Source organism: Viridibacillus sp. NPDC096237 (assembly GCF_050278625.1).
In the GTDB taxonomy this organism is placed as follows: Bacteria; Bacillota; Bacilli; order Bacillales_A; family Planococcaceae; genus Viridibacillus.
The window spans coordinates 24168-38327 of the sequence record NZ_JBNNTI010000007.1 but is presented as its reverse complement, the minus strand read 5'-3'; the positions used below and the strand labels follow the sequence as shown (position 1 = coordinate 38327).

Here is a 14160-nt window from a genome sequence, read left to right as displayed (position 1 = left end):
TAATTATTCAGCAGCAGATTCTGGTGTACGTACTACAAGTACATCACATTTTGCAGAACGAACGATGTTTTCAGAAACACTACCGATTAGGAAACGTTCAACAGCGTTTAGACCAGTTGCACCACATATGATTAAATCTACTTCGTATTTTTTAGAAATTTCTTTTGTAATAATTGTTTTTGGGGAACCGTATTCGATTAAAACTTTAACATGTTCTACGCCAGCTGTTTCGGCTTCTTTTTTATATCCACCAAGTAATTCTTCTGCAAAGCCTTGTGCACGTTCAGCAATTGAACGATCGTATGCTTCAACAGCAGCAAATGAACGAGTGTCGATTACGTTTACTAAATTTAACGTTGCATTGTTACGTTTTGCAATTGCAACAGCTTTTTTGAATGCCCACTTTGCTTCTTCAGAACCGTCTACAGCCACAATGATATTGTTATAGGATAATGTCATATGTAATTCCTCCTTTATAATTAATAATATTATACCATCCAAAAGAAACAAATAAACACCACAATATTGAAGTAATTATGAAAGTTTTCCAATAAAAGTGTGAACAAATCCTTGTAAATCAATAAAAAAATTTGTGCTAAAGATTGTATTTTAAAAAAGACTTATATTGATAGAATAATAAAAAAATATAATTTTCTAAATTTATACACAAATTAGTGTTAAAATCTGTTAGAATGAACATGTTTTTAAGTAGAGATACTTGTTAATATTATCAATACAACAAGAGTTAATAGCTTTTCACATTTAGGAGGATGGATTATGAAGATTGGTATTCCAAAAGAGATTAAAAACAATGAAAATCGTGTTGCTATGACACCTGCTGGAGTTGTCAACTTAACAGTTTTCGGACATGAAGTATTCATCGAAACTGGAGCTGGTCTAGGATCTGGTTTTGGAGATGGAGATTATGTAGCTGCTGGAGCACATATTGTAGCGACAGCTGAAGAAGCTTGGTCTCAAGAAATGGTTATGAAGGTAAAGGAACCAGTTGCATCCGAATATGGTTATTTCCATGAAGGGCTAATTCTGTTTACATATTTACATTTAGCGCCAGAGGCAGAGTTAACACAAGCATTGCTTGATAAAAAAGTTGTAGGTATTGCTTATGAAACAGTACAACTTCCAAACAGATCATTACCGTTATTAACACCTATGAGTGAAGTTGCAGGACGTATGGCAACTCAAATTGGTGCTCAGTATCTCGAGAAAATGGAAGGCGGTAAAGGTATTCTTCTAGGTGGTGTACCAGGTGTGCCACGTGGTAAAGTTACTATTATTGGTGGAGGAATGGCTGGTGCAAACGCAGCGCAAATTGCTATTGGGATGGGTGCTGACGTAACAATTATCGACCTAAGCCCAGAACGATTACGCGTATTAGATGACCAATTTGGAAGCGATGTACAAACGCTAATTTCAAACCCATTCAATATCGCTGAGTCTGTAAAAAATTCAGATTTAGTTATTGGAGCAGTACTAATTCCAGGAGCAAAAGCGCCTAAACTTGTAACGGAAGAAATGATTAAATCAATGTCTCCTGGTTCTGTAGTAGTAGATATTGCAATTGACCAAGGTGGTATTTTCGAAACTTCTGATCGTATTACAACGCATGACAATCCTACTTATGTGAAACATGGAGTAGTACATTATGCTGTAGCAAATATGCCAGGGGCTGTGCCACGTACTTCAACAATGGCACTTACAAATAACACTGTTCCTTACGCTTTGCAAATTGCTAACAAAGGCTATCACCGAGCTTGCTTAGACAATGAAGCATTGAAAAAGGGATTAAATACTTTAGATGGCCACGTTACTTTTGCAGCTGTTGCTGAAGCATTAAACCATCCTTATGTAGATGCGGATACATTGTTAAAATAATGATAGAGAGAGCCACTTAGTAAATTTACTAAGTGGCTTTTTGTATAAAAAGGACTACTCAATTGAAGAGTAGTCCTTTCAAACTGTAGACAAACTCGGAAAAAACGAGTTTTCTACAGCCTTTTTATTTGTATACAGGATAAATCAGGTTCTCCGAAGCTTACCACTCGCTTTCCGCGGGCGAGCGCCGAGCCGCCTTCGTAGCTACGCTCCTGCAGGGTCTCGTCTGTCTCGCTTTCCCGCAGGAGTCGAGCGGACGCTTCTCCAAACCAATAAAATGCTACCTTTTACTTTTCTATTGACTCATTCATTTTAATAGATGTTAGACTGTAGACAAACTGCGAAGAAATTCTGGATTATCTACAGCCTTTTAATTTGTATACAGGATAAATCAGGTTCTCCGAAGCTTACCGCTCGCTTTCCGCGGGCGAGAGCCGAGCCGCTTCGTCGCTACGCTCCTGCAGGGTCTCGTCTGTCTCGCTTTTCCCGCAGGAGTCGAGCGGAAGCTTCTCCAAACCAATAAAATGCTACCTTCTACTTTTCTAATAACGCATTCATTTTAATAGATGTTAGACTGTAGACAAAATGCGGAGAAATTCGGGTTTATCCACATTCTTTTTTTATATACAGGATAAATCAGGTTCTCCGAAGCTTACCACTCGCTTTCCGCGGGCGAGCGCCGAGCCGCTTCGTCGCTACGCTCCTGCAGGGTCTCGTCTGTCTCCCTTTCCCGCAGGAGTCGAGCGGAAGCTTCTCCAAACCAATAAAATGCTACTTTCTACTTTTCCATTGACTCATTCATTTTAATAGATGTAAGACTGTAGACAAACTAGGAAAAAACGGATTATCTACAGTCTTTTTATTTTTAAACCGGATAGATTAGGTTTTCCGAAGCTTACCACTCGCTTTCCGCGGGCGAGCGCCGAGCCGTGCTTCATCGCTAAGCTCCTGCAGGGTCTCGACTGTCTCGCTATTCCCGCAGGAGTCGAGCGGAAGCTTCTCCAAACCAATAAAATGCTGCCTTCTACTTTTCTAATAACGCATGCATTTTAATAGATGTTAGACTGTAGACAAAATGCGGAGAAATTCGGGTTTATCCACATTCTTTTTTTATATACAGGATAGATCAGATTTTCCGAAGCTTACCACTCGCTTTCCGCGGGCGAGCGCCGAGCCGCTTCGTCGCTAAGCTCCTGCAGGGTCTCGACTGTCTCGCTATTCCCGCAGGAGTCGAGCGGAAGCTTCTCCAAACCAAGAAAATGCTACCTTCTATTTTTCTATTGACTCATTCATTTTAATAATTGAAAGTAAGAATAATCTTGAGGTGATGAAAAATGATGACGAGAAATCAAAATCATGAACGCCACCAATTAGGCATAATTACAGTTGAATAACTTAATCCGCAAGGCCATTTAGACAAAGAAGGATATCGCAATATAAATCCAATCCTTTAAAGTGCAAAAAATGGTATTCGTAGTGTACTACTCTCTATAATAATAAAAATTTATTTAGAAAAATTTTAAAGGCATTTGGAATGAGCCTATCAACTGTCTTTTGTCTTTAAAATAAAAAGGACTACTCAATTGAAGAGTAGTCTTTTTTATTATTAAAGAATGATTAATTCTTTTGGATATTTCGTTAGAACTTCTACGCCATCTTTAGTTACATATACGTCGTCTTCGATTCGAACGCCAGTAACATCCCCTTTATAAATTCCAGGTTCAATTGTGAAGACCATTCCTTCTTGAAGAGGCATATCGTTTGCGCCGTGAACAGATGGGAATTCATGTACAGAAATGCCCAAACCGTGACCTAAACGGTGTGTGAAATATTCACCATAACCAGCCTCTGTAATAACGTCACGAGAGATTTTATCTAAATCCATCGCACGAACGCCAGGTTTAACAGCTGTAATTGCAGATTCATTGGCGTTGCGAACAGCCTCGTAAATTTCTTTTTGAGCTGGTGTTGGTTCGCCAAATGATACTGTACGTGTAATATCTGAGCAATAGCCGTTATAGACAACACCAAGGTCAAATAAGATGAAATCACCTTTTTCAATTTTACGTTCACCAGGATTACCATGAGGAGAAGCTGTTTTCTTACCACTTAAAACCATTGTGTCGAATGACATATAAACGCCTTTTTTCTTCATAGCTAGTTCAATTGCAGATAAAATTTCAAGTTCCGTTTTACCCTCAGCAATTTCATTGCAACCTACTTCTATAGCATAATCTGCTAGAGCAGCTGCTTGACGTAAGTTTTCAAGTTCTTCTTTTGATTTCACTAAACGCATATTATTTAATTGGTCATCAAAGCCAACAAATTTTGTAGCTGGGAAGAAGGCATTAAGTTCTTCTAAACGTTCAACAGTTAAATGTGATTTTTCGATTGCAATGTTTTGTAATAAAAGTCCACGTGCTTCTGCAGCTTGATGTAATAATTCCCATGCATTATCAGTGTCTTCATGACCGACTACTTCATGTGACCAGCCTGCAGCTTTGGCATCAGGGACTTCCATTTTAGGGCAAATTAAAAATGGTTTTGCATCTTGGAAAATCATTACGCCTAGAAGTCTCTCATGTGGATCACTTTTAAACCCAGATACATAAAACACATTATCAGGTGTTGTTACGAATGCAGCATCAATACTGTGCTCTTTTAAATAGTTTGAAATCGTTTGTATTTTACTCATTATTAATCCCCCTCGGATTGTTTTAACAGGCTGAGACTAAACTTGCGCCTTCAGTATTATAGTATAAGAATACCAAAAAAGAAGGAGAAAACGTATTGATAACGAATATTTTTTAGTAAGTCGAAATATGAGGGGGATTTAATTATGAAGATTTCTTACCATGGGCATTCAATTGTGAAAATTCAGGTGAACGGTTATGCGATTTTATTCGATCCTTTTATTAATGGAAACAAATTAACGGATTTAAACGTAGAGGACCAAAAGCCAGATGTGATTTTGTTGACGCATGGTCATAATGATCATGTCGGGGATACAGTAGAGATTGCAAAAGCATCTAATGCTTTAGTCGTAGCACCTGACGAGTTAGCGAATTATTTGTCTTGGCAGGGCGTTAGAACGCATCCATTACATATAGGCGGTTCTCATGCATTTGATTTTGGTAAAGTAAAATTAACACAAGCATTCCACGGGTCGTCTTATACGACAGAAAAACGTGAAATTATTTATACAGGTATGCCAGCAGGTATTTTATTTTTTGCAGATGGAAAGACGGTTTATCACGCCGGTGATACAGCTCTGTTTAGTGATATGAAATTAATAGGCGAGCGTCATCCGATTGATGTAGCATTTTTGCCAATTGGAGATAACTTTACAATGGGACCTGAGGATGCAGCGTATGCGGTGGCTCTTTTAAAACCGAAAGTTGTCGTTCCGGTGCATTATAATACATTCCCGGTGATCGAACAAGATCCCCATGACTTTGCTGAAATGATCTCGATAACTGAAGTGAAAGTACTAAATCCAGGAGAAGAAATGGATATTTGAATAAAAGAACAGAACGAATATGTCCTTATTGGTTTTTCAATTAATGAAAATTTAATGAAAATGAATGGAATGTGGTACACTTAAACGATAATGATGTTGGAAAATAGGTGATTTTATGGCAACAAAACATGAGAAAATTCTTCAATATATAGAATCACTTCCTGTAGGAGATAAAATTTCTGTGCGACAAATCGCAAAGGATATTTCCGTGAGTGAGGGAACTGCTTATCGTGCAATTAAGGAAGCAGAAACAAGAAGACTCGTAAGCACGATTGAACGTGTAGGAACGATTCGAATTGAGAAGAAGAAAAAAGAAAATATTGAAAGACTTACTTTTGCTGAAATCGTTAATATAGTGGATGGACAAGTGCTAGGTGGTAAAGACGGTTTGCATAAAACACTTACGAAATTTGTCATCGGTGCGATGAAGCTTGAGGATATGATGCGTTATACCGACGCAGGCTGTCTTTTAATTGTTGGGAACCGTAGTCGAACGCATGAAAATGCTTTAAGAGAAGGAGCAGCTGTTTTAATAACAGGGGGCTTTGATGCAGCGGATGAAACGAAAAAGCTCGCTGATCAATTAGAACTACCAATTATTTCAACCAGCTATGATACTTTTACGGTTGCAACGATGATTAACCGTGCTATTTATGACCAACTGATTAAGAAAGAGATTTTATTGATTGAAGATATTTTCGTCTCGATGAAAGATACTGCTTTCTTAAAATCGACTGATTCGGTTCGTGAGTACAATTTATTAAATGCCTCAACGACTCATGGTGGATTCCCAGTAGTGGATAAGCATCATAAAATTGTTGGAATCGTGACATCACGTGATTTGATTGGTAAACAAGATGACGACCAGATAGATCGAATAATGACACGTAATCCTATTACTGTGTCGATGAAAACAAGTGTTGCAACTGCAGGGCATCGAATGATTTGGGAAGGCATAGATTTACTACCAGTAGTCGATGATCATGGATTGTTACAAGGTGTAATTAGTCGTCAGGATGTCTTAAAAGCATTACAAATGGCTCAAAGACAGCCCCAACACGGTGAAACAATTGATGACCTAGTAAAAAATGAAATCAAGATGGCGCGAGATGATGAGGAAACTACAGTAGAATTTACTGTTACACCTCAAATGACAAACCAATTTGGTGCCATTTCATACGGAGCATTTACTACGTTATTAGTCGAATCAGGTTCAAGTGCACTTAAAAAATTTAAGCGTGGTGAAAGTGTCGTAGAAAATATGACAATTTATCATATGAAACCAGTTCAAATGGAGACATCATTAGTCGTAAAACCACGCATTTTAGATATGAGTCGTAAATTTGTGAAAATGGATTTCGAAGTATATAGTGAAGCCGTTTTAGTAGGAAAAGCAATGATGACCTTCCAATTATTGGAGCGCTAAACGTATTGAATTCTACAAAAAAAGTGATGCACAGTACTGTGCATCACTTTTTATTCAAACGATATTCTTCTTCAACAAATTGTCCATAGTGGCGAACTCGTTTATTATAATTAAATGCAGTAAATAGACCTAAAAGAACTAAAACTGCACATACAATATACGTTAAATTGGTGTGGTACATAATCATTTGGTTAATACCAAAAATAACTAATAAGCCACCTAAAGCTACACCAGCACGGCTTGAATACCATTTTTTGTGAATAGGTAAATCAGAACGGAATTGTTTAGTTTTAAGGTAAAAATAAAAAGCAACTATAATAGCAAACAATATTGCTAGAACAATATTCAAAATATTAGACATGGTGTTCCTCCTATAAAAGCAAAGCTGATTCTAGTTTAACGATAAATACAAGAAAAAGCGAGTAGAAATCCAAAGGAAACTTGTTATATATAAATGCTATGATATAGTTTAAATCTTTCTATAGAAATACTTTGATAAATTCTAATATGTTACCCTTTGTACTGAATGTATTTAGGAATCCACTATAGTCTAAAGGAGAATCTTAATGAAACGACAAATTATTGACACAATCAAACAATATGACAAAATTATCATTCATCGACATGTTAGACCAGATCCAGATGCTTATGGTTCACAAATGGGTTTACAAGCTATTTTACAAGCGACATATCCGGAAAAAACAGTATACACAACAGGGGATCATGAAGAATCACTTTCATTTCTTGGGGAGCCTCAAGTTGTTGCTGATAATGAGTTTGAGAATGCGCTTGTCATTGTTACAGATACGGCCAATACAGAGCGTATCGATGATCAACGTTACAAACTAGGGAAGTTGGTAATTAAAATCGACCATCATCCAAATGATGATGCATATGGGGATTTACTTTGGATCAACACAAATGCAAGTTCTTGTAGTGAAATGATTTATGAATTATTCATTGAAGGAAAAGAATTAGCGGATTGGAAAATGGACGCTAAAGCAGCCCGCTTCTTATTTGCTGGAATCGTTGGAGATACAGGACGCTTTATCTATCCGAGTACAACAGAAATGACATTTTACACTGTTGGAGAATTAATCAAATACAATTTTGATCGTACAGAATTATTTGATGGTATGTATGAATTGGACCGAGAATTGCTGCATATGCAAGGTTATATATTCCAAAATTTTGTGATGGATGATGATGGTGCAGCTTATATTAAATTAACGAGCGAAGTATTACAGGAGTTTGGCGTTACGGCTTCTGATACTTCTTTATTAGTAGGGTCATTAGGTAATGTGAAGGGGATCAAAGCTTGGGCAATTTTCGTTGAAGAAGCTGATCAAATTCGTGTTCGCTTACGTTCAAAAGGACCTATTATTAATACTCTGGCAAAGCAATATAATGGGGGAGGTCATCCATTGGCATCTGGTGCAACAATTTATAAATGGGAAGAATCTGAAGAGGTTATCTCAAAATTAAAAGAACTTTGTGCGAAATACTGACTATAGAAAGGAAGAGATGAAGTTGCAAAATGTATATCCACAAATTGTGACGGCTGCGGATGTGTTAAAAAGTACGATTCGCATTGATGAGCTCATTTCTTTCTTACAGCAAGAACATGCGAAGGCAGCAGCAATCGTCAATTCTAAATTGTACGGTTTGTTGCCTTTTTGGCGTGCTTTAAAAAAAGCTGAGATTCATCCAGTTATTGGTTTAACTGTTCGTGTACAGTTTGGAAAACAGCAAGTGCGTTCAGTCGTTTTATATGCGGCAACTCAGCAAGGATATCAACATTTATTGAAAGTGACTTCTGCTATTTCCGTTCGTGAAGGAGAGGTATTACCATTACGCTGGCTTGAGGGCTACCATGAGGGCTGCATTCTGATGATACCTATGACTTCACCTGACTGGACAGCAGACGGTTTTTTTGAAGATGTACAAGCACTTCAAGATATTTTTGGTAAAGGGAGATTATATGTAGGGATCGACCGACCAGGTGGTATGAAGTCTGATTTAGAACAGAGCATTATCAGTTATTGCTGTGAACAAGAACTATCTATTTGTGCTACACATCTCAGTACTTTTATTCGTGAGGAGCATGCATTTTCATTTGAAGTAGCAAGAGCAATTGAACAAGGTATGAAGATGAACAATAGTGATCAGTTAACCGCACGGGAACGTCAACAATTTGTACCTAATCATAACCAATGGCAGGAGTGGTTTGCAGATTATCCTGAGTGGCTTGTGACAACCGAGCAAATGTTGCTTGACTGTCAGGTTGATCTAGCATTCGATAAATTTTTGATGCCTAAATTTCCAACTCCAGAAGGTGAGACAGCTACTTCTTTACTTGAGATAAATAGCTTGAGAGGTTTACATGAGCGCGTGCCAAATGCAAATGTAGCTTATATAGATCGATTGCATTATGAGCTAGGGATTATAAAGGAAATGGGCTATGCAGATTACTTTTTAATCGTCTCAGATTATATTCAATATGCGAAAAGTAAGCAAATTTTAACGGGTCCTGGACGTGGCTCGTCAGCGAGTTCCCTTGTTGCATATACATTACGTATTACAGATGTTGACCCGTTACAATATGGTTTATTATTCGAACGTTTCTTAAATCCTGAGCGAATTACGATGCCGGATATTGACGTCGATTTTGCAGATCATCGCCGGCAAGAAGTTATTCAATATGTTGCTGATAAGTATGGTAAGACATATACATCGCAAATTATTACATTCGGTACATTATCTGCTAAAGCAGTTGCTAGAGATGTTGCACGTGTATTTGGCTTCACTAGTGAAGAGATGTCGACAATTTCGTCGCTTATACCAAATAAAGTGGGCATTACATTAAAAGACGCTTTAGCGGAATCTGCAGCATTGCGTGATTGGATTGCAGCTGTAGATATAAGACGAAAATGGTTTGAAGTCTCATTAAATTTAGAGGGGCTGCCAAGAAATGCATCAACGCACGCAGCAGGTGTTGTTCTTTGTCCCGAACCATTAGTAAATATAGTCCCTATTGAGCCAGGTAATGAAGGGCTTTATATAACGCAGTGGCCGATGCAAGAAGTGGAATCCATTGGCTTATTAAAAATGGATTTCCTTGGATTGCGGAATCTAACTATTTTAGAGCGTATCCGTTCAATGATTTATTATGATACAAGGAAATTTCTTGATTTCGAAAAAATCCCCCTACACGATGAAGCGACATTCAGATTATTGCAACAAGGTGATACAACAGGTGTCTTCCAATTAGAGTCCGACGGCATGCGCCAAGCATTACGTGATATAAAGCCAACTGTTTTTCAAGATATCGTGGCAGTCAACGCATTATATCGTCCTGGTCCAATGGACTTTATTCCTGTGTATAGTAAAAGAAAACATAGTGGAGAAGTAGTAAACATGCCACATGCCATACTTGAACCTATTTTAAGTGAGACTTATGGTGTCATCGTGTACCAGGAACAAATCATGCAAATTGCTGCAGTGATGGCAGGATTTACAATGGGAGAAGCAGATGTTTTACGACGAGCAGTTAGTAAAAAGAAAAAAGAAATATTAGATGCAGAACAAAAGCATTTCGTGAATAACTCTGTAGCAAAAGGATTCACTGAGCAAGTAGCGAAGGAAGTTTACGATTTAATTGTTCGTTTTGCAAATTACGGTTTTCCAAAAAGTCATGCTGTGGCATATAGTGTCATTTCTTACCATATGGCGTATTTAAAAGCGAATTTTCCGGCGTATTTTTACGCGGCACTTTTAACTAGTGCAATAGGAAATCAAGATCGTCTTATGCGTTTGTTGCAAGAAGTGAAGCAAAAAGGAATAATCGTATTACCACCATCCATTCACCAGAGCGGTCGCACGTTCCGGGTGGAAAGCGGAGCTATTCGTTTTGCACTCTCGGCAATAAAGGGTGTACCACAATCATTTTTAACAAAACTTCTGACCTTACGAAAAAATGGTCATTCCAACTGGTCTGATTTATTTGATTTTGCGCTTGATATGACAGGTGTTCATTTTACGAGGAAAGCATTAGAACCTTTAATAAAAGCGGGAGCATTAGATGACTTTGGGCGAGATCGTGGACAACTTTTAGCTTCTATAGAAGCGGTAGTCAAGCATGCAAATTTATATCGACCAAGTGATGAAGAGAGTTTATTAAGTGATGGTGATTTTTTATTTGGTAAACCAAAATATGCAGATGCAAGTTTAATGCCGGAAAAGTTGTTATTGCAATATGAAAAAGAAGTACTGGGATTTTATATGTCAGATCATCCAATTATGAAATTAAAGAAAGAATTGCAGTTTGATTCAATATCAGCTACTGATATTTTAGAACTTCAAAGTCGAAAATATGCGAAAATACTCGGCATCGTTTCTGGGATTAAGCAAATTCGTACTAAAAAAGGCGAGCAAATGGCGTTTGTTGATCTTGAAGATGAATCTGGAATGCTTTCAATAACAATCTTTCCTCGTGAATATATCCATTTTCAAGAATGGTTACAAGAAGAACAAGTTGTTTTAGCAGAAGGTTTTGTAGAGCAGCGTAACGGTAAACCACAAATGATTGTAAAGAAATTGATGACGAATCTAACTGAAAAATAGGATAAAAGACTAAAACTGTGTGGCTTTCACACGGTTTTTTTATTTTTACTTTACTCTTTGAGGGATTTTCTGTATGCTATTATCAAAAGTGGTCAGACCACTATTTCAAACTTATATTGTCCAAGGAGAAATTCAATGAGTGCAGAAAAACCAACTTCTAAAATGTTTCTACAAATTGTCAGTGAGCTACGAGCATTAATACGTGATGAAAATATTCCGGCAGGTGGTAAAATCCCATCAGAGCGCGTACTAGCTGAGCGTTTGAATGTTGGTAGGTCATCTGTAAGAGAAGCACTACGTAGTTTAGAGCTACTTGGACTCATTGAAACGCGTAGAGGCGAAGGGACATTCTTAACAGATTTTCGAAATCATAAACTAGTAGAAGTATTGTCTACCTTCATTTTGCAGGAGGGAACAGATCTAGAGAATGTGAATGAAACACGAAAAATTCTTGAAAGAGATGCTATTCGTATCGTGTCTTCAAATGAAACATTACGTAAATTACCGGTATGGGAAAGTTTGTGGCGTAACCTTGAAACTGAAGGTGTAATTGCACGTGAGGATATTATGCGAGAAATCGTTATCGTATCAGAAAATCGCCTAGTACTGAAAATGTGGATCCTGTTAAAGCAATATGGAAAAGAGATATATAGTGGACTTTCTACCGAGCATGAACAGCCTATGTTACAAGCCTTTATAAGTGAATTAATGATAGGAAATACTGCTGAAGCAATAAGCTGGTTTGAGAAATGGACCGAGTTGCTACATAAGGGGAGAGATATTTTATGAGTATTAAAGATTTATTTAAAACCAATAAAATTAAAAATAAAGCGCGTAATTCTATAAAGCGCGAAGAAAATGATGTGCCAGAAGGGATCATGACTAAATGTCCTGAATGCCGTCATGTAGAGTTAACAAAGGATTTAGTGAAAGGACTGAAAGTTTGTTCAAAGTGCGATCATCACTACAAAATGACAGCTCAAGAGCGTGTTGATATTTTCTTTGATGAAGGTACATTTACATCATTGGATGATCACTTGCAATCTGTTAATCCATTAGAGTTTCCTAGTTATATTGAGAAGATCCAATCAGATATAAAGAAAACAGGATTAAATGAAGCAGTATTAACAGGTATTGGTGAATTAGATGGCAAACAAATTGTTGTAGCGATTATGGATTCACATTTCCGTATGGGTTCAATGGGTTCTGTTGTAGGTGAGAAGATTACCCGTGCAATTGAAAAGGCCACTGAACTAAGTGTACCATTCATCATTTTCACAGCGAGCGGTGGGGCTCGTATGCAAGAAGGTGTGTTATCTCTTATGCAAATGGCGAAAACGAGTGTTGCTTTACAACGTCATAGTGCAGAAGGTAACTTATTTATTTCGATAATGACACATCCAACAACTGGTGGTGTATCTGCAAGCTTTGCTTCTCTTGGTGATATCAATTTAGCTGAACCAAAAGCGTTGATTGGCTTTGCTGGTCGTCGTGTTATTGAACAGACCGTGCGTGAAAAGTTACCAGAAGATTTCCAAACTGCTGAATTTCTATTGGCACATGGTCAGTTAGATGCCGTAGTAAATCGCAAAGACATGCGCAAAACAGTTTCAACAATTGTTAAACTTCACGTAAAGGAGGCGCAATAATAATGGTGAAATACTTACCGTTCGAAGCACCCCTTATGCAGCTTCGTGAAAAAATTAATGAACTAAAAGAATTCACTTCCAATGCAGATGTAGATATGTCTAAAGAAATTAAGCAACTTGAGGACCGTTTTAGTAAATTAGCAAAAGAAATTTATGACAACATTCAACCTTGGGATCGTGTACAGATTGCTAGACATCCTGAGCGTCCAACGACAAAAGATTATATAAATGCTATTTTCGAAGATTTTATCGAGTTTCATGGAGATCGCAACTTCGGTGATGATGAGGCGATTGTAGGTGGTATTGCCTCTTTTGAAGGACAACCAATTACAATTATTGGTCATCAAAGAGGTAAGGATACAAAAGAAAATATTCGTCGTAACTTCGGTATGCCTCATCCTGAGGGTTATAGAAAGGCTATACGCTTAATGAAGCAAGCCGAGAAATTTTCAAGACCAATTATATGTATGATTGATACAAAAGGTGCGTATCCTGGTAAAGCGGCTGAACAACGTGGACAAAGTGAAGCTATAGCTCGCAACCTATTCGAAATGGCAGGTTTGAAAGTTCCTGTTATTAGTATTGTTATAGGTGAAGGTGGTAGTGGGGGTGCTCTTGCTTTAGGTGTTGCAAACCAAATCCATATGTTAGAGAATGCAACTCTTTCTGTCATCTCACCAGAAGGTGCAGCATCAATATTATGGAAAGATGCGACTTTAGCGCAAAAAGCAGCTGAAGCTATGCGTATTACTGCACCTAACTTAAAAGAGATAGGAATTATAGATGAGATTATTCCAGAAGTATTAGGTGGCGCGCATAATGATGTAGTGCAACAAGCACTTAATATGAAATCTGTTTTAAGCAATTCATTAGGACAACTACAAACTTTATCAGGTGACGAACTTATTCAAAATCGTTATGATAAATTTAGAGAAATTGGTGTTTTTGCCGAATAATTACAATTTTGAGGGTAGGCTGATTCTGTATCGATAAATTTGATACATGAAACAGCCTATTTCTTTCGACGCAATACTGACACAGAATACAGT

The 14160-nt window shown here is 37.6% G+C and carries 11 protein-coding genes; 8 read left to right on the top strand and 3 right to left on the bottom strand.

Features of this window, described 5'->3' with window-relative positions:
- Positions 1 to 3 precede the first annotated feature (3 nt).
- Positions 4 to 459 (bottom strand): universal stress protein, encoded by a 456-nt coding sequence (locus ACQKMD_RS06575; RefSeq protein ID WP_427750502.1) that lies wholly within the window; start codon positions 457 to 459, stop codon positions 4 to 6.
- A 318-nt stretch (positions 460 to 777) separates the two neighbouring features.
- Between ACQKMD_RS06575 and ald the strand changes: the two genes are divergently transcribed.
- A complete protein-coding gene (gene ald, locus ACQKMD_RS06570; RefSeq protein WP_427750500.1) occupies positions 778 to 1893 on the top strand; it encodes an alanine dehydrogenase in 1116 nt (371 codons plus the stop codon).
- A 1606-nt stretch (positions 1894 to 3499) separates the two neighbouring features.
- Here ald and ACQKMD_RS06565 read toward each other — a convergent pair.
- Positions 3500 to 4588: a M24 family metallopeptidase gene (locus ACQKMD_RS06565; RefSeq protein ID WP_427750498.1), complete on the bottom strand. Its 1089-nt coding sequence runs from the start codon at positions 4586 to 4588 to the stop codon at positions 3500 to 3502.
- 144 nt (positions 4589 to 4732) lie between these two features.
- On the opposite strand from ACQKMD_RS06565, the gene ACQKMD_RS06560 reads away from it, so the two are divergent.
- Both ACQKMD_RS06560 and ACQKMD_RS06555 read left to right on the top strand, forming a co-directional pair.
- The gene (locus ACQKMD_RS06560; protein ID WP_427750496.1) at positions 4733 to 5413 is read left to right on the top strand and encodes a metal-dependent hydrolase; all 681 of its coding nucleotides are present in this window, start codon (positions 4733 to 4735) and stop codon (positions 5411 to 5413) included.
- 115 nt (positions 5414 to 5528) lie between these two features.
- Positions 5529 to 6839 carry a DRTGG domain-containing protein gene (locus ACQKMD_RS06555; protein WP_427750495.1) on the top strand — a complete coding sequence of 437 codons (1311 nt, stop codon included), beginning with the start codon at positions 5529 to 5531 and terminating at the stop codon, positions 6837 to 6839.
- Between the two features lie 43 nt (positions 6840 to 6882).
- On the opposite strand, the gene ACQKMD_RS06550 is transcribed toward ACQKMD_RS06555, so the two are convergent.
- Positions 6883 to 7200: a YtpI family protein gene (locus tag ACQKMD_RS06550; protein WP_427750493.1), complete on the bottom strand. Its 318-nt coding sequence runs from the start codon at positions 7198 to 7200 to the stop codon at positions 6883 to 6885.
- Between the two features lie 205 nt (positions 7201 to 7405).
- On the opposite strand from ACQKMD_RS06550, the gene ACQKMD_RS06545 reads away from it, so the two are divergent.
- From ACQKMD_RS06545 to accA, 5 genes are all read left to right on the top strand, one after another.
- Entirely contained in the window at positions 7406 to 8347 is a 942-nt protein-coding gene (locus ACQKMD_RS06545) for a DHH family phosphoesterase (protein ID WP_427750491.1), read from the top strand.
- A 22-nt stretch (positions 8348 to 8369) separates the two neighbouring features.
- The gene (gene dnaE, locus ACQKMD_RS06540; protein ID WP_427750489.1) at positions 8370 to 11462 is read left to right on the top strand and encodes a DNA polymerase III subunit alpha; all 3093 of its coding nucleotides are present in this window, start codon (positions 8370 to 8372) and stop codon (positions 11460 to 11462) included.
- Positions 11463 to 11597: 135 nt separating this feature from the next.
- Entirely contained in the window at positions 11598 to 12251 is a 654-nt protein-coding gene (locus ACQKMD_RS06535; RefSeq protein WP_427750488.1) for a FadR/GntR family transcriptional regulator, read from the top strand.
- Positions 12248 to 13111, top strand: coding sequence for an acetyl-CoA carboxylase, carboxyltransferase subunit beta (gene accD / locus ACQKMD_RS06530; protein WP_427750486.1), 864 nt, complete (start codon positions 12248 to 12250; stop codon positions 13109 to 13111). Before ACQKMD_RS06535 ends, accD begins: the two co-directional genes overlap by 4 nt.
- Positions 13112 to 13113: 2 nt before the next feature.
- On the top strand, positions 13114 to 14067 hold the full coding sequence (gene accA, locus ACQKMD_RS06525; RefSeq protein ID WP_427750484.1) for an acetyl-CoA carboxylase carboxyl transferase subunit alpha: 954 nt from the start codon (positions 13114 to 13116) through the stop codon (positions 14065 to 14067).
- Positions 14068 to 14160 lie beyond the last annotated feature (93 nt).

Bases quoted from the DNA above. Each gene is read 5' to 3' on its own strand.
- ACQKMD_RS06575 (WP_427750502.1), bottom strand. From the start codon at position 459: ATGACATTATCCTATAACAATATCATTGTGGCTGTAGACGGTTCTGAA.
- ald (WP_427750500.1), top strand. From the start codon at position 778: ATGAAGATTGGTATTCCAAAAGAGATTAAAAACAATGAAAATCGTGTT.
- ACQKMD_RS06565 (WP_427750498.1), bottom strand. From the start codon at position 4,588: ATGAGTAAAATACAAACGATTTCAAACTATTTAAAAGAGCACAGTATT.
- ACQKMD_RS06560 (WP_427750496.1), top strand. From the start codon at position 4,733: ATGAAGATTTCTTACCATGGGCATTCAATTGTGAAAATTCAGGTGAAC.
- ACQKMD_RS06555 (WP_427750495.1), top strand. From the start codon at position 5,529: ATGGCAACAAAACATGAGAAAATTCTTCAATATATAGAATCACTTCCT.
- ACQKMD_RS06550 (WP_427750493.1), bottom strand. From the start codon at position 7,200: ATGTCTAATATTTTGAATATTGTTCTAGCAATATTGTTTGCTATTATA.
- ACQKMD_RS06545 (WP_427750491.1), top strand. From the start codon at position 7,406: ATGAAACGACAAATTATTGACACAATCAAACAATATGACAAAATTATC.
- ACQKMD_RS06535 (WP_427750488.1), top strand. From the start codon at position 11,598: ATGAGTGCAGAAAAACCAACTTCTAAAATGTTTCTACAAATTGTCAGT.
- accD (WP_427750486.1), top strand. From the start codon at position 12,248: ATGAGTATTAAAGATTTATTTAAAACCAATAAAATTAAAAATAAAGCG.
- accA (WP_427750484.1), top strand. From the start codon at position 13,114: ATGGTGAAATACTTACCGTTCGAAGCACCCCTTATGCAGCTTCGTGAA.